Here is a 17,054-nt window from a genome sequence, read left to right as displayed (position 1 = left end):
CATGCGCAACCTGATTCTCGGCGGCGCCCGCTCGGGCAAGAGCCGCCTGGCCGAGCAACTGGCCAGCAACTGCGGCCTGCCGGTTACCTACATCGCCACCAGCGAGCCGCTGGATGGCGAAATGAACGAGCGCGTGCGCCTGCACCGCCAGCGCCGGCCTGATGACTGGGGGCTGATCGAAGAACCCTTGGCCCTGGCTGCCGTGCTGCGCGCAGAAGCCGCCGCAGGCCGATGCCTGCTGGTGGACTGCCTGACCTTGTGGCTGACCAACCTGCTGATGCTCGAAGATCCGCAGCGGCTGGCCGCGGAGCGCGATGCGCTGCTCGACTGCCTGGAGCAGTTGCCCGGCACAATCATCCTGGTCAGCAACGAAACCGGCCTGGGCGTGGTGCCCATGGGCGAGCTGACCCGCCGTTACGTCGACCTGGCCGGCTGGCTGCACCAGGCCGTTGCCGAACGCTGCCAACGGGTGGTGCTGACCGTGGCCGGCCTACCTCTCATGCTCAAAGGACCCGCTCTATGAACCAAGCCTGGTGGCGTGATGCCTGCCAACCTCTCGACAATGCCGCCATGGACCAGGCCCGCGCCCGTCAGCAGCAGCTGACCAAACCTGCCGGCTCGCTCGGCCAGCTGGAGGGCCTGGCCGTGCAATTGGCTGGCCTGCAAGGCTGCGAGCGGCCTGTCCTGGATCAGGTCGCCATCAGCCTCTTTGCGGGCGACCACGGCGTGGTCGAAGAGGGCATTTCGGCCTATCCACAGGCAGTCACCGGGCAGATGCTGCGCAACTTCGTCGGGGGTGGCGCGGCGATCAGCGTGCTGGCCCGCCAGCTGCAGGCCAGCCTTGACCTGGTCGACCTGGGCACGATCGATCCTGAGCTGGAACTGCCAGGGGTGCTGCACCTGCGCCTGGGCGCCGGCACCGCCAACTTCGCCCGCCAGCCGGCGATGACCGATGCCCAGCTGCAGGCTGCTTTGCAGGCGGGGCGTGACAGCGCCTTGCGTGCAGCGGCCAAGGGCGCTCAGCTGTTCATCGGCGGCGAGATGGGCATCGGCAACACCTCTGCCGCAGCCGCCCTGGCCAGCACCTTGCTGGCCTGCCCGGCACATGAGTTGAGCGGGCCGGGTACCGGCCTGGACAGCGCTGGTGTTCGCCATAAGGCCGACGTGATCGAGCGCGCCTTGGCGCTGCACGGTCTGCGCGCCGACGAGCCGCTGCGGGCGCTGGCCTGTGTCGGTGGCTTCGAGATCGCTGCGCTGACCGGTGCCTACCTGGCCTGCGCCCAGCAAGGTATCGCCGTGCTGGTGGATGGCTTCATCTGCAGCGTCGCGGCATTGCTGGCGGTGCGCCTCAATCCGCAGAGCCGTGACTGGTTGCTGTTCGCGCACCAAGGTGCCGAACCTGGGCACCAGGCCGTGCTCGCGGCGCTGCAGGCCCAGCCATTGCTGGCGCTGGGCCTGCGCCTGGGCGAGGGCAGTGGCGCCGCCCTGGCAGTGCCACTGATGCGCCTGGCCTGCGCCCTGCACGGGCAGATGGCGACCTTCGCCGAAGCGGCGGTGGCGGACCGCCCGGCATGATCCTCGACCTGCTGCGCCACGGTGAAACCGAGCAGGGCGGCGGCCTGCGCGGCAGCCTGGACGATGCCTTGACCGACAAAGGCTGGGGCCAGATGCGCGAAGCGCTGGCAGGCGCTGGCCCCTGGGATGTGCTGGTCAGTTCGCCATTGCAGCGCTGTGCGCGCTTTGCCGAGCAACTGGGCATGCCGGTTCAGCTCGAAGCCGATTTGCAAGAGCTGCATTTCGGCGAGTGGGAAGGGCGCAGTGCTTTGCAGATCATGCAAACGCAGGCTGACGAGCTTGGCCGTTTCTGGGCCGACCCGTACAGCTACACGCCGCCCGCAGGCGAGCCTGTCGCGGCTTTTGCCGAGCGTGTGCTGGCTGCCGTCGAGCGCCTGCGCCAGCAGCATGCCGGCAAGCGCGTGCTGCTGGTCACCCATGGCGGCGTCATGCGGCTGCTGCTGGCGCGGGCCCGCGGGCTGCCCAGGGAGCAGTTGCTGCAGGTCGAGGTTGGCCATGGCGCCCTGATGCGCCTGGCGGTGGACGCAGATGGCGTGATGCTCGAGGTGCTTTGACATGCTGCCGTTCTGGATTGCCCTGCAGTTTCTGAGCAGTCTGCCGGTGCGTTTGCCGGGGATGCCCGAACCGCGGGAAATGGGCCGTTCGTTGTTGTATTACCCGCTGGTAGGGTTGCTGTTCGGCCTGTTGCTGTGGCTGGCCAGCCATCTGCTGCAAGGTGCTGCGGCGCCGTTGCACGCGGCGCTGTTGCTGACGCTGTGGGTGTCGCTCAGTGGCGCGTTGCACCTGGATGGCCTGGCCGACAGTGCCGATGCCTGGCTTGGTGGCTTCGGGGATCGGGAGCGCACCTTGCAGATCATGAAAGATCCACGCAGCGGGCCGATAGCCGTGGTCACGCTGGTGCTGGTATTGCTGCTGAAATTCTGTGCCCTGTGGGTACTGGTGGAGCAGGGCGCTGGCATGGCATTGCTGCTGGCGCCGATTGTAGGGCGGGCGGCGATGCTCGGATTGTTCCTCGGCACACCTTATATGCGTCGCGGGGGCCTGGGTCAGGCACTCGCCGAGCACTTGCCGCGGCGTACGGCCGTGTGGGTCCTGCTGGCCAGTCTGCTGATGTGTTTGCTGGTGGGGGGGACGCGTGTGATCTTGCCGATGCTGGCGGCGATCGCAGTATTCATCGCATTGCGCCGGTTGATGTGCAGGCGACTGGGTGGGACCACGGGTGATACCGCAGGCGCCCTGTTGGAGGTTGTTGAATTGGCTGTGCTGCTGGGCTTGGCAATTTGAGAACAGTCCTGCACAACTTAGGGAGATTTCTTACGGATAAAACGTGCCGTCATTTTTCGGAAAACTGCTGAAAAAATTCAGGAAATGACGCTTTTTCTGCGGCTGTCTATCCTCGCGGTTTCTCTTCCACTGCGAAGGCATGGACAATGCGACGATTCCTGCTGGCCTTGTTGCTGGTCACCGCTAGCGCCCCTGTCAAGGCGGCCGACCTGATCGACTTCTGGAATACCCCGCGCCACGGCGGCAACAGCTTCAATCGCTTGCCACCGGATCAGGCCTATTTCGATGCACTGCGTGCTTACGGCGCGAGCTGGGTACGGCTGTCCTACGACAAGTGGAAGCCGGCGCAGCGTGACTTCCTCCTGGGCAATGCGGACCGGTACGAGCAGCTGCCTGCCGCCGATCTCAAGCAACTTCGCGATACCCTGGATCGCGCGCACAGGGCGGGGCTCAAGGTGGTCATTGCACCGCTGTCGCTGCCTGGAATGCGCTGGTCACAGAATAACCAGGGGCAGTTCGATGACCGTCTTTGGCAAGGCAACGGTTACGCCCGGCAAGCGGTCAGTTTCTGGCGAGACCTGGCCCGGGCCCTTAAAGACCATCCTGCCATCGCCGCCTACAACCTGATCAACGAACCTGCCCCCGAGAAGCTTGGCGGCCTGGCCGAGCATGCATCGCCTGAGCGCATGCAGCAGTGGTACGCACGGCAGAGGGGTGGGGAGCGTGACCTGCCTGCGCTGTACGCTCAACTGGTTGCGGCGATACGCGAAGTGGATGCCAGGACCCCAATCATGGTCGACGCTGGCTGGTACGCCAGTGCCGACGCTTTCGGTTATTGGCAAGCGCCCTTGCAGGATGATCGCGTGCTCTACAGCGTGCACATGTATGAACCCTATTCGGCTACCAGTGCGCCAAACCTGTTGCGCAAGCCCCCGATCAGTTATCCCGGCCCAGCGCCGTTCGCCGGTGACATTCAGCAATGGGACGCCGAACGGGTTCGTCAGTATCTGGACCTGCCGTTGGCCTGGATGGAGCGCATGAAGCTGCCGCGCTCCCGGCTGGTCGTAGGCGAGTTTGGATGCATGCGGCGGCTGCCCGGTTGCAGTGAGTATCTCGAAGATGTCCTCTCGGTCATGGACCGGCATCGGTTGCACTGGGCGTTCTACAGCTTCCGCGAAGATAGCTGGGATGGCATGGACTACGAGCTGGGATCGGCAAAGGTGCCATGGCGATATTGGCAAGCGATCGAGCACGGTACGCCCGACCCCTTGGCACGCAAGGCCACGGCAGAATTCGAGCCGATCCGGCGACGCTTGGCAGACTGAAATTTCTTGCAACCACCCAGATGCGGGTATATACACGTATCCATGTTGACCAGTGAATGCATCTGTACCCATCTGCGTCGCGCCGCCCGCGGGGTGAGCCGGCATTACGACGAGGCCCTTGCCGGCTTCGGCATCAATGTCGCCCAGTTTTCCCTGCTGCGTCACCTGCAACGGCTCGATCGCCCGAGTATCACCACGCTGGCCGAGGCAATGGGCCTGGAGCGTAGTACCTTGGGTCGCAACCTGCGCGTGCTGGAGGCTGAAGGCCTGGTAGCCCTCGCCGATGGCGATGACCAGCGCAACCGCGTGGTATTGCTGACCGAGGCGGGTGCGGCACGCCTGATTGCGGCCCATCCTGCCTGGGAGCAGGCGCAGTTGAAGTTGGTCGGGCAGTTGGGCGAAGGGCAACGTGACGAGCTGATACGTTTGCTGGAGCGGCTTGCCTGAGTCATCACGATTAGAAGCGGGTATAGACCCGTACAACCTTGCGATGTGCTGGAGATAACGACAATGACTTCGGTGTGGCGAACCAGCGGGTGGGTACTTGCGGGGGCGGCCTTTATCCTGGCGCTGTCCCTGGGTGTGCGGCACGGTTTTGGCCTGTTCCTGGCGCCGATGAGCGGCGAGTTTGGCTGGGGCCGCGGGGTGTTCGCCTTTGCCATTGCCCTGCAGAACCTGGTCTGGGGCCTGGCGCAGCCGTTCGCCGGTGCGCTGGCCGACCGCCTGGGTGCGGCGCGGGTCGTTATCATAGGGGGCGTTCTCTATGCCGCTGGCCTGTTGTTGATGAGTACCGCCGATTCGGCCTGGTCGCTGTCGCTCAGCGCGGGCCTGCTGATCGGTATCGGTCTGTCCGGCACCTCTTTCTCGGTGATCCTCGGTGTGGTCGGCCGCGCCGTTCCAGCGGAAAAACGCAGCATGGCCATGGGCATTGCCAGTGCTGCCGGTTCCTTTGGCCAGTTCGCCATGCTTCCCGGTACCCTTGGCCTCATCGAATGGCTGGGTTGGTCGTCGGCGCTGCTGGTGCTTGGCTTGCTGGTGGCGCTGATCGTGCCTTTTGTCGGCCTGCTGCGTGATCGCCCGCTGGCCAGTCAGGGGGCGGAGCAGACATTGAACGAGGCACTGCGCGAGGCGTGTTCGCACTCAGGCTTCTGGCTGCTTGCGCTGGGCTTCTTCGTCTGTGGCTTCCAGGTGGTCTTCATTGGCGTGCACCTGCCGGCCTACCTGGTCGACCAGCACCTGCCGGCGACCACCGGCACCACGGTGCTGGCACTGGTCGGGTTGTTCAACATCGTGGGGACCTACACCGCTGGCTGGCTGGGCGGGCGCATGTCCAAGCCACGCTTGCTGACGGCGTTGTATCTGCTGCGTGCCGTGGTGATTGCGCTGTTCCTGTGGGTGCCGGTGACTCAGTTCAGCGCCTACCTGTTCGGTATCGCCATGGGGCTGCTCTGGCTGTCCACGGTGCCGTTGACCAATGGCACCGTGGCCACCGTATTCGGCGTGCGCAACCTGTCGATGCTTGGCGGCATCGTCTTCCTGTTCCACCAGTTGGGTGCTTTCCTCGGTGGCTGGCTGGGGGGCGTCGTCTACGACCAGACCGGCAACTATGACGTGGTGTGGCAGATTTCGATTCTGCTCAGTGTGCTGGCTGCCGCGCTCAACTGGCCGGTGCGAGAGCGGCCGGTCGCCCGCCTGCAGGCGCAGGCGGTATGAACCGTTACCTGGCCTGCGGACTGTCGCTGGCGGCTGCTGCGCTGTTGCTGGCGCTGGTGTGGTGGGGCTGGCAGCGGGGTGGAATGGCGTTGATGCAGTTGGGCATGAGCGTTTGTTAAGCGCTACCCTGCAAGTTCAAGGATTGTCTTGGAGGAATGAATCATGCGTGCCCGATGGTTGACGATGCCGCTGCTGGCTTTGCTGGCCGCCAGTTCCAGCTGGGCTGCCGATTGCCCGGCGCTGTTGCAGGGCAGTTTGCCTGAGTTGCGTGGCAAGGGGCAGGTCGACCTGTGCCAGCGCTTCGGCGGCAAGCCGCTGGTGGTGGTCAATACGGCCAGCTACTGCGGGTTTGCGCCGCAGTTCGAAGGGCTGGAGGCGACCTACAAGGCGTACCACGAGCAGGGGCTGGAAATGCTCGGGGTGCCGTCCAACGACTTCAAGCAGGAAGATGCCGACAGCGAGAAGACTGCCAAGGTCTGTTACGCCAATTATGGGGTGACCTTCACCATGACCAAGACCCAGGCGGTGCGCGGCAAGGATGCGATACCGCTGTTTGCCGAGCTGGCGAGCCAGAGCAGCGCGCCGAAGTGGAATTTCTATAAGTACGTGGTGGATCGTCAGGGCAAGGTGATCGGCAACTTCTCGAGCCTGACCAAACCCGATGATCCCGCCTTCAGGGCTGCGATAGAGAAGGCGATAGCCTCGCATCCGTAGGGGTGCAAAGGTGTTTGCGTAGAGGCTGACAGGTGCTCGACGACGGTTATGCAGCGCCTATGAGATCGAGCGCCGCGCGGGCGGCGCTCGGGTTCAAGGGCGCTGCAAGATTATCGGCGAACACAGGTCAATGCGGATGCACCGTAATCGCCACCAGCTTCAACACCACCGGTCTCACCATCAGCACGCACACGAACGCCACTGGCATCGCCAGCTGATAGGCCTTCAGCACGTTGCTCAGATACTCCGGATTGACCCCGGCATTCGCCGCCGTGATCACGAAGCACATCAGCAGCGCCATGATCGAAGACATGTAGAACGCGAACACGTACGGCGTCGCACTGGGGCGCAGTTTGCGCGGGCTGCGGGTATGGGGCAGATTGCTCATGCGATCTCCTGAGGGTTGGCTGAGGGCCGCAGGTTAGCAAGGCCTCTGACAGCGGCTGTAGACCTGTTGGATTGAGTTCTTTATAAAGAGATTCTTACGAATCGAAGAGCTTGCCATGGATCTGCTCAATGCCATCCGCAGCTTTATCAAGGTGGTCGAAGCCGGCAGCATCGCCGCGGGCGCCCGCAACCTAGGCCTCAGCCCGGCGGCAGTCAGCCAGAACCTGGCGCGCCTGGAACGCCATCTGCAAGTGCGCCTGCTCAGCCGCACCACCCGCAGCATGGCGCTGACACCTGCCGGTAGCCAGTATTACGAGCGGGTCAGGCACATCGAGCGCGACCTCGCCCTTGCCGAACAAGCGATCACCACCCCCGACAGCGAGCCCCAAGGGCGGCTGTGCATCGCTTCGACCTCTGCCTTTGGCCGACACGTGCTGGCGCCGCTGATACCAGCCTTCAGTGCCCGCTACCCACTGCTTTCGATAGAGTTGATAACGACTGATCGCAAGGTCAACCACACCCACGAAGACGTGGACGTCAGCCTGCGCATCACTGCGCAACTCGAAGACCAGTTGCTGGCGCGGCATATCGCCCGTATCCCGTTCATCTGCTGCGCCTCGCCCGGTTACCTCGCCAGCGCCGGTTTACCGGCCAGCCCGGAGGTGTTGCAGGATCATCGCTGCCTGGTGTTCCGTTATCCGGTGGACGGCCGCTTCCTGCGTTGGGGCTTCGTGCGTGACGGCATGCGTTTCGAGGCGGAGTTCGGCAGCGTATTGATCAGCGACGACATCGATGCCCTGACCCAGATGGCCCTCAACGATGGCGGTATCACCCGATTGGCCGAGTTCATCGTATGGCCGCATCTGGCCTCCGGGGCGCTGGTACCGCTGTTCGAATACAGCGATAGCGGCCAGGCCTATGCCCAGACTGAGCCAATGGATATCTACCTGTGCGTAGCTGATCGCTTCGCCATGACCGCAAAAGTGCGTGCCTTCATGGACTACCTGCGTGAGTCCTTGGGCGACAGCTGGCAGGTGCAGGCATGAATAAACCGCCACGAGGGCGGTTTATTCATGTTGCGGTACGAATCAGAAGCGGTAGGTGAGCGAGGCACCGATACCGTGTGCGCTGTTCTCGTACTTGGCCTGGTAGCGGCCCTTGGTTGGGCTTGCCAGGTTGACCTTGGTGTCCTCTTCCCACAGGTAGGAGTAGGCCACGTCGATGGTCATGTCGTCGCTTGGGCTCCAGCCAGCACCAATACTGATGGCCTTGCGGTCACCCGTAGGGATGCGCGGCGAGCGGTCGGTGTTGTTGGTTGGCGACTGGTCGACAGAGAAGCCGGTGCGCAGCACCCACTCCTTGTTCACCTTGTAGGAGGCGCCAATGGCGTGAGCCCAGGTATCGTGCCAGTTCTGCTCTTCGGTGATGGTGCCGAACTGGGCCCTCAGCGGTGCCGGGACGTCGTTGTTGACGGTGATGTTTTCCAGGCGGCTCCAGCGGGTCCAGGTGCTGCCGGCATACAGGGTCCACTGGTCGTCCAGTTCATGGGTGACCGAGAAGTCCACAGACTCAGGTGTCTTGATCTTCAGCGTGGCGTCGAACTTGCTGCCGCTGAAAGGCCCGATCAGGGCGTTGTTGATCTTGGTGTCGCCTTCGAGTTTGTAGTCGACCATGGAGTGGTAGGTCAGGCCGACGCGGGTGCGGTCGGTGGCTTGCACCAGGATCCCGATGTTGTAACCGACGGCAGTGTCGTCACCCTTGATCTTCACTTCGCCATCGTTCACGCCTGGGGAGCGCGGGTTGATGGTGTTCGAGCCCAGCTCACCCTTTATGCGGTTGATGGTCGGGCCGAAACCGATCGACACCTTGTCGTTGAAGGCGTAGCTGACGGTAGGTTGGAAGGTGATGACCTCGACGTGGCTCTTCTTGCCCCAATAGCGAGCGGCGTCGCCACTGCCATAATCGGTAACCAGGCCGAATGGCACGTAAACGCCAAAGCCGACGCTCCAGTGCTCATCGATCGGTTTCACGTAGTAGCCCATTGGAACGCCAACGGTAGGCACCATGTCACCGTCGGTTTCGCCTGGCAGTGGGCGGCTGCCCGGGCCGGAAATGTCAGTCTTGGCAATTACAGCGGCTCCGCCCACGGTGACTTCCTGGCGTTTGAGGCGCGACATGCCTGCAGGGTTACCGTACACCGTGCTGGCGTCCTCGGCAGAAGAAGAACGACCTGCAAAGCCGGTACCCATGCCGCTGATGCTTTGTTCGTTAAGTGCGAAGCCGGCAGCGAACAATTGGCTGGATGCCAGGGCAACGGCTACGCCGAGGGAGGTTTTGAGCATTGCTTTTTTCATTATTAGAAACTCCTTGTGATCTCCGGGGCGAAAAGCTACCAACAAATGACGCGCCGCGCTATAGCCTGAATTACAGGAGATCGCGCCGTTTTGTAGGACAATCCGACCAAAATTCCATTTTTTCTATCAAACGTGTAGGACGCTTCTTAAGATGCCTGTGGCAACTTCTGCTCAACGCACAAGTGCCAAGCTTGGGTAAAGTCGCGCAGGCGACCTTGCGGATGGAAAATCTGCCGCCAGATTCGAGCCAGGCCGAGCAAATCATCGGCCGCTGGCAGCGGCGTCGACTGCTCTTCGATGAGCATCCAGGCAATGGCAGTGGAGTAGCGCAGGTTGACCGTGAGTTCCAGGTGCGGCCCGCCGAGAAAGGCGTGCTGACTGGCCAGGCCGCGAACCAGGCTGGCCAACTCCGGGTCACGGGCGAGGAAATGATCCCAGATGGCTTGGTGACGGCTTTCGCCAATGCGGTAGAGGCCGTGGCCACGGCGATCGTACAAGGCTGAACCGAGTGCCGACTGGCTGGCCGCGATACCGAGCAGAAGGGCCTCGGCGCTGGCGCAGTGGCGATTCAGATAGACCAGGGTAGGTCGGATCACATACTGACACAATTCATTCGCCGCGATACCCATGATGCCCTCGAGCAGTAAAGGGCCGACGGGCGCTGGAGCTTGGCAGCTGGTGATTGGTCAGGCCCGCCGGAAGCGGTAGGGACCGCTCGAGTTGAAGTGTAGTGTGATAATCGTGGTGTAAAGGGCTGTTTTTAAATCGATTGCTGCCTGCCGCACGCTGCCATATGCCTGGCGGCAATTAGCACCAGAACGATCAGGCAGCTTGCGACAGGCGCCATTCAGCTTGTGAATACCCCGACATTCGCCACTCACGCGGTGAGCGACTGACGGGTGCGGGCGATTACCGCCTGTAGGGGTTCCGAGTGGCTGTACTGTTCAGGGTACAGGCGTTCGGTGTGGCAGGCGATGCCGTGCTCGTCCACCAGGGTGAAGCTGAAGCTGCCCTTGCGTGGGGCAACGATAAGGCACTTCAACGGCGAGAAGGCTTGGGAGAGGGTGCCAATGGCAGCCTGAATTTGATGATGAGTTTGCATGTTATTGGAGGTTCCTGCTTTAAACACGGGGTTTATGATCCGTGCATGATAGAAACGTTCCAGTGACGCCTTTAATAAGGGACGAACGAACCTGACTGGAACAGGGCAGCCAGAGAGAGCGCAATCAAAGTGTGGGCGCTTGGGCTGACTGGTAGGTACTTCAGAAGGCAGGCAGCACGCCGGGGCCAAGGTTCTAGGCCGTCGGGGTGGAATCCTGATCAATCTTCCGGTTGATTCGTGCTTGAACAGCGCTGGGCTGGCGAGTGAATCATCGAGGGGGCCGGTCCTGGTTTCAGCAGCGATCGTTCGGGAGAGCGATGGGCTGCAAGGACGCTTCTGGCCAGAATTGACTTTCAGCTTGGGTACTAACGGGGCGCACCTTAGCGCAAATATACGGCTTTTGCAAGCATTGCGTGTTTCTTCAGGCGAGCCGCGCAGTATGGCGTGTGTTTCGCCTCATGGGAAGGGGGCAACCGGCGTCCAACTGGCCCCGATGTGCCAATTTCGTGCATCCAAACGCAGGCTTTCAGTGCACTTGTACACATTCGAGGCATGACTTGTAACACGCTGGCAACAGCCTTTCTCATGCTCGCCAATGACTTGACTGGCACCTTAAGTCAATGAAAAAAAACACTAATTTTTGCTGGTGAAAAAATCGTCAGTTTGACCGTAAGCCCCAATTTTCGGGGGTTCGCGGCCTCATTGGCGGGGTTGTCCACCGAGTTATCCACAGGAACTGTGGATTGTCCCAAGCGCTTGCTCTAGGACGGGCGTGCCAGCACCTCAGAGAACTGTCCGACAATCGATGGGCACCTGCCGACCCTCCAGTCATCCACTCGGAAACGTCAAGAAAAAATCATCGAAAAAAAATTGGAATCCGCCGGAAATCGCCAGGTCATGCACAAAAAAAAGGAGTACAGTTGCGCGCCCTTCGAGTTGCCATTCCTGTCGGTCATGAAGTTTCGCGGTAAACCCCTCGCCAGTCCCGTTGTTGCCTCATCAGCCCCTGCGCCCAGACGCTTTTCCCTGAAAGTGGCCCTCTGGCTGCTCGATAGCCCGAGCCTGGGTGACAAGCCACAGATCAAACATATTGCCGGGCACCTGCTCAAGCAGCCCGCACGCGAAGGTGTGGTGGTGGCGCAGAGCCGGTTGGGGCAAATGCTCTGCCGTGATTGCGGCAATGCCCGGGACCGTCGCATCGGCCATGAACTGCTGCGTCAGGCGGCACGGGCCGGGGACCAGCGGGCGCAGCTGGAGTATGCGCGGCTGTTCGAGACCGATGCGGCGAAGCAGGCGCCCGACCGGGCAGACTGGTAAGCTGCACACAACTCGCAATGGTGTGATCGGGGTACGCATGGCAGTGGATCTGGCCAGCATTCTGCTGGGCTTGGTGGCAGGGGCTTTGCCTTGCCTTGGGTGGGTCATGCACGTGCAGCGCCGTCAGGCTGCGCGCCACGGCGAGCAGGCCTTGCTCGAAGAGCGCCTGAACAGTGCGCAGTTGGCCCAGGCTGGCCTGCAGGCGCAACTGGAGGCCAGCCGCGACGAAGTCAGCGACCTCAGCGAAGCCAACGCCGTCAAGCAGGCCCAGCTGGCCGCCCAGGGCCGTGAGCTGGAACTGCTGCAGATCGACCGCGATAACGCCCGTGATGCGGCCCACGCCTGGCACATCGAACGCGCCACTCGCGAAGCTGAATTGCGTCGTCTTGAGGCTCAGACCGCGCGCCTGGAGGCCGAGCTGCGCGAGCAGCAGGACAGCCACCAGCAGCGCCTGGAAGACCTGCAGGAGGCCCGTGACACCCTGCGTGCCCAGTTTGCCGACCTGGCCACGAAAATCTTCGACGAGCGCGAGCAGCGCTTCGCCCAGACCAGCCAGCAGCACCTGGGCCAGTTGCTCGACCCGCTCAAGGAGCGCATCCAGGCGTTCGAAAAACGTGTCGAGGAAAGCTACCAGCAGGAGGCCCGCGAGCGCTTCTCGCTGGGCAAGGAGCTGGAGCGTCTGCAACAACTCAACCTGCGGCTGTCAGACGAAGCCACCAACCTCACACAGGCCCTCAAGGGCCAGAAGACCCAGGGTAACTGGGGTGAGCTCATTCTTGAACGGGTGCTGGAACATGCCGGCCTGGAAAAAGGCCGCGAATACCAGACCCAGGTCAGCCTGAAGAGTGCCGATGGCGAGCGCTTTCAGCCTGACGTGCTGATCATGCTGCCCGGTGACAAGCAGGTGGTGGTCGACGCCAAGGTCAGCCTTACCGCCTACCAGCAATTTGTCGGCAGCAACGACGAGGCTGCCCTCAAGCAGCACGTGCAGTCGCTGCGTAACCACGTCAAAGGCCTGTCGGGCAAGGACTACAATCGCCTCGAAGGCCTGCACAGTCTGGACTTCGTGCTGTTGTTCGTGCCGATCGAGGCCGCTTTCTCGGCAGCGCTGCAGGCCGAACCCAACCTGTTCCAGGAAGCGTTCGACCGGCAGATCGTGATCGTCAGCCCGACCACTTTGCTGGCCACCCTGCGGGTCATCGACAGCCTGTGGAAACAGGAGCGCCAGGGCCAGAACGCCCGAGAGATCGCCGAGCGCGCCGGTTGGCTGTATGACAAGTTCGTGCTGTTCATCCAGGACCTGGACGAGCTGGGCAACCGCCTGCAGCAGGTCGACAAGGCCTACGCCGCCGCTCGCAACAAACTGTGTGAAGGGCGCGGCAACCTGGTCAGCCGCAGCGAACAGCTCAAGCTGCTCGGTGCACGCGCCAGCAAGAGCCTGCCGGCCGATCTGCTCGAACGGGCCCTGTCAGACGAAGCGCTGGCCGACGAGGCGGTTATTGAACCAGGCTCAGATGGCGATTGAGCAGGGCGCGCAAGGCCGCCGGCTTCACCGGTTTGGCCAGATAGTCCAGGCCTGCGGCATGCACGGTGGCCAAGGTTTCCTTGCTGCCGTCGGCGCTGATCACCACGCCGGGCACCGGCTCGCCCAGGCGCGCACGTAACCAGCCCATCAGCCCGGTGCCGGTTTCGCCGTCATCCAGGTGAAAGTCCACCAACGCCAGGTGCGGGCGCATGCCCTTGGCCAGCAACGCTTCGCACTCGGCGCGGTTGCGCGCAGTCCATACCTGGCAACCCCAGCGGCTGAGCAGGCTGTTCATGCCGATCAGGATGCTGTCTTCGTTGTCCACGCACAGCACCTGCAAGCCGGCCAGCGGCTGGCTCGCGGTTTCTACCGGGGCGCTCGGCGCCGCTGCGGCCTGATGGGCAATCGGTACATGGACGCGGAACACCGTGCCCTTGCCGGGCCAGGAGCGCACCTCCAGCGTGTGGCCAAGCACCCGGCACAGGCCGTCGGCGATCGCCAGGCCGAGGCCGAGGCCTTTTTCGGCGCGGGTCTGGTGGCTGTCCAGGCGCTTGAATTCCTGGAAAATCACCTGCAGCTTGTCGTCGGCGATACCTGGGCCACGGTCCCAGACCTCCAGCCACAGGTGCTCGCCCTGGCGGCGTGCACCCAGCAGGATCGGGCTCTTGCCGTAGCGCAAGGCATTGGTGAGGAAGTTCTGCAGCACCCGGCGCAGCAGTTTCATGTCGCTGTTGACCCGCAGACGGCTGCCGCGCAAGCGGAATTCCAGGCCTTTCTCGGCGGCCAGCACCTTGAACTCGGCGCCAAGGGTGTCGAACAGTTCATTGAGGGCGAAGGGTTTGGCGTCGGGGGTGATCTTGCCGTTTTCCAGGCGCGAGATGTCCAGCAGGTCGCTGATCAGCTCTTCGGCCGAGCGCAGCGAGCTGTCCATGTGCTGCACCAGCTGCTGGGCCTCTTCGTTCATGCCTTCGGCCTGCTGCGACAGGGCGGCGGAGAACAGTCGCGCAGCGTTCAGCGGCTGCATCAGGTCATGGCTGACTGCAGCGAGGAAGCGGGTCTTGGACTTGCTCACCGCTTCGGCCTGGCTCTTGGCTTCTGACAGTGCCTGGTTGAGTTGCGACAGCTCGTGAGTACGTTCGGCCACGCGCTGCTCCAGGCGTTCGTTGGCGTCGCGCAACGCCTGTTCGGCTTCGCGGAATGGCGTGATGTCGGTGAAACTCATGACAAAGCCACCACCGGGCATCGGGTTGCCGATCAGCTCGATGACCCGGCCATTGGGAAACAACCGCTCGGAAGAGTGGGCGCGGCCTTGGCGCATCCAGTGCAGGCGCCGTGCCACATGGACTTGTGCCTCGCCCGGGCCGCACAGTCCGCGCTCGGCGTTGTAGCGGATGATGTCGGCGATCGGCCGGCCGACGCTGATCAGCCCCTCGGGATAGTTGAAGAGCTCCAGGTAACGGCGGTTCCATGCCACCAGATGCAGGTTCTGGTCGACCACGCTGATGCCCTGGTTGATGTTTTCGATGGCACCCTGCAGCAACGCGCGGTTGAACTGCAGCACTTCGCTGGCTTCGTCGGCGATGCGCACCACGTCTTCAAGCTGCATGTCGCGGCCTTCGATGGCGGCCTTGACCACGGCACGGGTCGAGGAGGTGCCGAGCACACCGGCTAGCAGGCGTTCGGTGTGTTCGATCCAGTCGCCATCGGCGTTCTGGTTGGGGTTGAAACCCTTGCCCTGGCGGTAGGCGAAGCGGATGAAGCTTTGCCGCGCGCGCTCCTCGCCGACGAAGCGCGAGGCGAGGGTGAGGAGGTCTTCGATCTGCACGGCCAGCAACGGTTTGCTGCTGGGCCGGGCGCTGGTCTGCTGGCCGATGAAGCGCCCTGCCTGCCAGTGTTCAGACACGCGGGTGCGCGACAACATCGACACCCAGACAAACAGCGTGAAGTTACCCGCCAGCGACAGCACTACCCCCTGGGTCAAGGGGCTGATCGGCAGGTCAAGCGGGTTGCCATGCAGCCAGGCCAGGCCCGGGAACAGCCCCAGCGACAGGCCCAGGCTATGGGCGATGATCGGCAGCACCAGGGTGTAGAACCACAGGAAGATGCCCGCTGCCAGGCCGGCGAACACGCCACGGCGGTTGGCCTGCTTCCAGTACAGCGCGCCGAGCATGGCCGGGGTCAGCTGGGTGACGGCGGCGAAGGCGATCTGGCCGATGGTCGCCAGGCTCGCAGTGGAGCCGAGCAGGCGGTAGCTGACATAGGCCAGCAGCAGGATCACCACGATGGTCACCCGGCGTACCGACAGCATCCAGTGGCGGAACGCTTCGAACGGCCGCTCGGCATTGTTGCGGCGCAGCAGCCAGGGCAGCAGCATGTCGTTGGAGACCATGGTCGACAGCGCTACCGCCTCGACGATGACCATGCCGGTAGCGGCCGAAGCACCGCCGATGAAAGCCAGCAGGGCCAGGCTGGGGTGGGCTTCGGCCAGCGGCAGGCTGATGACGAAGGAGTCGGATATCACCGTGCCCGGCAGCAGCATCTGCCCGGCCAGGGCGATCGGCACCACGAACAGCGCGGCCAGGGCCAGGTACAGCGGGAAGACCCAGCGCGCCAGGCGCATGTCCTGGGGTTCGATGTTCTCCACCACGGTGACATGGAACTGCCGTGGCAGGCAGATGATCGCCATCATCGCCACGGCGGTTTGCACCACCATCGACGGCCAGTTGATGGTTTCCTGCCAATAGCTGTCCAGTTGCACCGACTGGCGCGCCTGGCTGAGCAGGTCGTCGAAACCGTCATACAGGTTGAACACCACGAAGACGCCCACCGCGAGGAATGCCAGCAGCTTGATCAGCGACTCGAAGGCGATCGCCAGGACCATGCCGCGGTGGTGCTCGGTGACGTCCAGGCTGCGGGTGCCGAAAACGATGGCGAACAGCGCCAGCACCAGCGACACCACCAACGCGGTGTCCTGCACCCGGGTGCCGGTGGCGTCGGCGTTGGCGCCGATCAGCAGGTTGACGCCGAGGACGATGCCCTTGAGCTGCAGGGCGATGTAAGGCAGCACGCCAACCAGGCAAATCAGCGCCACCACCACGGCCAGGGACTGCGACTTGCCATAGCGGGCGGCGATGAAGTCAGCGATCGAGGTGATGTTCTGCTGCTTGCTGATCAGCACCATCTTCTGCAGCACCCACGGCGCGAAAATCAGCAGCAGGATCGGCCCGAGGTAGATCGGCAGGAACGCCCACAGCTGTTCGGCGGCCTGGCCGACCGCGCCGAAGAACGTCCAGCTGGTGCAGTACACCGCCAGCGACAGGCTGTACACCCAGGCACGCAGGCGCGGCGGCAAGGGCGTGCTGCGGCGGTCGCCGTAGAAGGCGATGGCGAACATGACGGCCATATAGGCCAGGGCGACCACGGCGATCAGCCCGCTGGACAACGACATGAAAACTCCGGAGCAAGAAAGGTAACGCGGTCCCGATCAATCAGTCTGGCACGCGGCCGGCGGTTCGTCAGCGCCGACGATGGTCGCAGCGGCGAGTCGTCGCAGGTTCGTCTTTTGCCTGCGGGTACTGCAACGGTGCCGAAAGCGACGCGGCACCCTCTAGGAGCGGGTTTACCCGCGAAGCGGCCGGAGCAGGCAACATCAACCCCGACGGGTACCTAGCCAGTAGAAGACTCCCGCCAGTATCACCGACATCACCAGCAGGTAGAAGATCACCCCCGGCCACCACCGCCCCAGGGCGACCCCCACC

At 63.2% G+C, this 17,054-nt stretch carries 17 protein-coding genes; 12 read left to right on the top strand and 5 right to left on the bottom strand.

Going from position 1 to position 17,054, the window contains the following annotated elements; genetic code table 11:
• Position 1: 1 nt before the first annotated feature.
• The 9 genes from cobU (at position 2) to L6D64_RS25695 (ending at position 6,611) form a co-directional block, all read left to right on the top strand.
• A complete protein-coding gene (gene cobU, locus L6D64_RS25730; RefSeq protein ID WP_054885540.1) occupies positions 2–523 on the top strand; it encodes a bifunctional adenosylcobinamide kinase/adenosylcobinamide-phosphate guanylyltransferase in 522 nt (173 codons plus the stop codon).
• Positions 520–1,575, top strand: coding sequence for a nicotinate-nucleotide--dimethylbenzimidazole phosphoribosyltransferase (gene cobT, locus L6D64_RS25725; protein WP_176509884.1), 1,056 nt, complete (start codon positions 520–522; stop codon positions 1,573–1,575). The genes cobU and cobT overlap by 4 nt, the downstream gene beginning before the upstream one ends.
• On the top strand, positions 1,572–2,129 hold the full coding sequence (locus tag L6D64_RS25720) for a histidine phosphatase family protein (RefSeq protein WP_176509883.1): 558 nt from the start codon (positions 1,572–1,574) through the stop codon (positions 2,127–2,129). Before cobT ends, L6D64_RS25720 begins: the two co-directional genes overlap by 4 nt.
• Position 2,130: 1 nt before the next feature.
• Positions 2,131–2,859, top strand: a complete 729-nt coding sequence (locus L6D64_RS25715) for an adenosylcobinamide-GDP ribazoletransferase (RefSeq protein ID WP_176509882.1) — start codon at positions 2,131–2,133, stop codon at positions 2,857–2,859.
• A gap of 212 nt (positions 2,860–3,071) precedes the next feature.
• Positions 3,072–4,184 carry a glycoside hydrolase family 5 protein gene (locus L6D64_RS25710; protein WP_308809885.1) on the top strand — a complete coding sequence of 371 codons (1,113 nt, stop codon included), beginning with the start codon at positions 3,072–3,074 and terminating at the stop codon, positions 4,182–4,184.
• A 42-nt stretch (positions 4,185–4,226) separates the two neighbouring features.
• A complete protein-coding gene (locus L6D64_RS25705; RefSeq protein WP_176509880.1) occupies positions 4,227–4,631 on the top strand; it encodes a MarR family winged helix-turn-helix transcriptional regulator in 405 nt (134 codons plus the stop codon).
• 63 nt (positions 4,632–4,694) lie between these two features.
• Complete coding sequence (locus tag L6D64_RS25700; RefSeq protein WP_176509879.1) at positions 4,695–5,897, top strand: MFS transporter; 1,203 nt, start codon at positions 4,695–4,697, stop codon at positions 5,895–5,897.
• On the top strand, positions 5,894–6,016 hold the full coding sequence (locus tag L6D64_RS28320; RefSeq protein ID WP_276575180.1) for a hypothetical protein: 123 nt from the start codon (positions 5,894–5,896) through the stop codon (positions 6,014–6,016). The genes L6D64_RS25700 and L6D64_RS28320 overlap by 4 nt, the downstream gene beginning before the upstream one ends.
• A gap of 43 nt (positions 6,017–6,059) precedes the next feature.
• Positions 6,060–6,611 carry a glutathione peroxidase gene (locus L6D64_RS25695; RefSeq protein WP_176509878.1) on the top strand — a complete coding sequence of 184 codons (552 nt, stop codon included), beginning with the start codon at positions 6,060–6,062 and terminating at the stop codon, positions 6,609–6,611.
• A 127-nt stretch (positions 6,612–6,738) separates the two neighbouring features.
• On the opposite strand, the gene L6D64_RS25690 is transcribed toward L6D64_RS25695, so the two are convergent.
• The gene (locus tag L6D64_RS25690; protein ID WP_176509877.1) at positions 6,739–6,999 is read right to left on the bottom strand and encodes a DUF2798 domain-containing protein; all 261 of its coding nucleotides are present in this window, start codon (positions 6,997–6,999) and stop codon (positions 6,739–6,741) included.
• 115 nt (positions 7,000–7,114) lie between these two features.
• Here L6D64_RS25690 and L6D64_RS25685 point away from each other — a divergent pair, with 115 nt between their 5' ends.
• Positions 7,115–8,044: a LysR family transcriptional regulator gene (locus L6D64_RS25685; RefSeq protein WP_176509876.1), complete on the top strand. Its 930-nt coding sequence runs from the start codon at positions 7,115–7,117 to the stop codon at positions 8,042–8,044.
• A 42-nt stretch (positions 8,045–8,086) separates the two neighbouring features.
• On the opposite strand, the gene L6D64_RS25680 is transcribed toward L6D64_RS25685, so the two are convergent.
• The 3 genes from L6D64_RS25680 to L6D64_RS25670 all read right to left on the bottom strand — a co-directional run bounded on the left by L6D64_RS25680 (position 8,087) and on the right by L6D64_RS25670 (position 10,454).
• On the bottom strand, positions 8,087–9,352 hold the full coding sequence (locus L6D64_RS25680) for an OmpP1/FadL family transporter (protein WP_176509875.1): 1,266 nt from the start codon (positions 9,350–9,352) through the stop codon (positions 8,087–8,089).
• 146 nt (positions 9,353–9,498) lie between these two features.
• Positions 9,499–9,981, bottom strand: a complete 483-nt coding sequence (locus L6D64_RS25675) for a hypothetical protein (protein ID WP_176509874.1) — start codon at positions 9,979–9,981, stop codon at positions 9,499–9,501.
• A gap of 248 nt (positions 9,982–10,229) precedes the next feature.
• Complete coding sequence (locus L6D64_RS25670) at positions 10,230–10,454, bottom strand: hypothetical protein (RefSeq protein ID WP_054887044.1); 225 nt, start codon at positions 10,452–10,454, stop codon at positions 10,230–10,232.
• Positions 10,455–11,408: 954 nt separating this feature from the next.
• Here L6D64_RS25670 and L6D64_RS25665 point away from each other — a divergent pair.
• Both L6D64_RS25665 and L6D64_RS25660 read left to right on the top strand, forming a co-directional pair.
• A complete protein-coding gene (locus tag L6D64_RS25665; RefSeq protein WP_176509899.1) occupies positions 11,409–11,771 on the top strand; it encodes a sel1 repeat family protein in 363 nt (120 codons plus the stop codon).
• 151 nt (positions 11,772–11,922) lie between these two features.
• Positions 11,923–13,296, top strand: a complete 1,374-nt coding sequence (locus L6D64_RS25660; protein ID WP_176509898.1) for a DNA recombination protein RmuC — start codon at positions 11,923–11,925, stop codon at positions 13,294–13,296.
• Here the strand turns inward: L6D64_RS25660 and L6D64_RS25655 are convergent.
• Positions 13,268–16,744 carry a hybrid sensor histidine kinase/response regulator gene (locus L6D64_RS25655; protein ID WP_176509873.1) on the bottom strand — a complete coding sequence of 1,159 codons (3,477 nt, stop codon included), beginning with the start codon at positions 16,742–16,744 and terminating at the stop codon, positions 13,268–13,270. The genes L6D64_RS25660 and L6D64_RS25655 overlap by 29 nt on opposite strands.
• Positions 16,745–17,054: the final 310 nt, after the last annotated feature.

Origin of the sequence: Pseudomonas urethralis, from assembly GCF_021602465.1 — a bacterium.
Taxonomy (GTDB): domain Bacteria; phylum Pseudomonadota; class Gammaproteobacteria; order Pseudomonadales; family Pseudomonadaceae; genus Aquipseudomonas; species Aquipseudomonas vlassakiae.
This window is presented reverse-complemented; position numbering and strand designations above follow the sequence as displayed.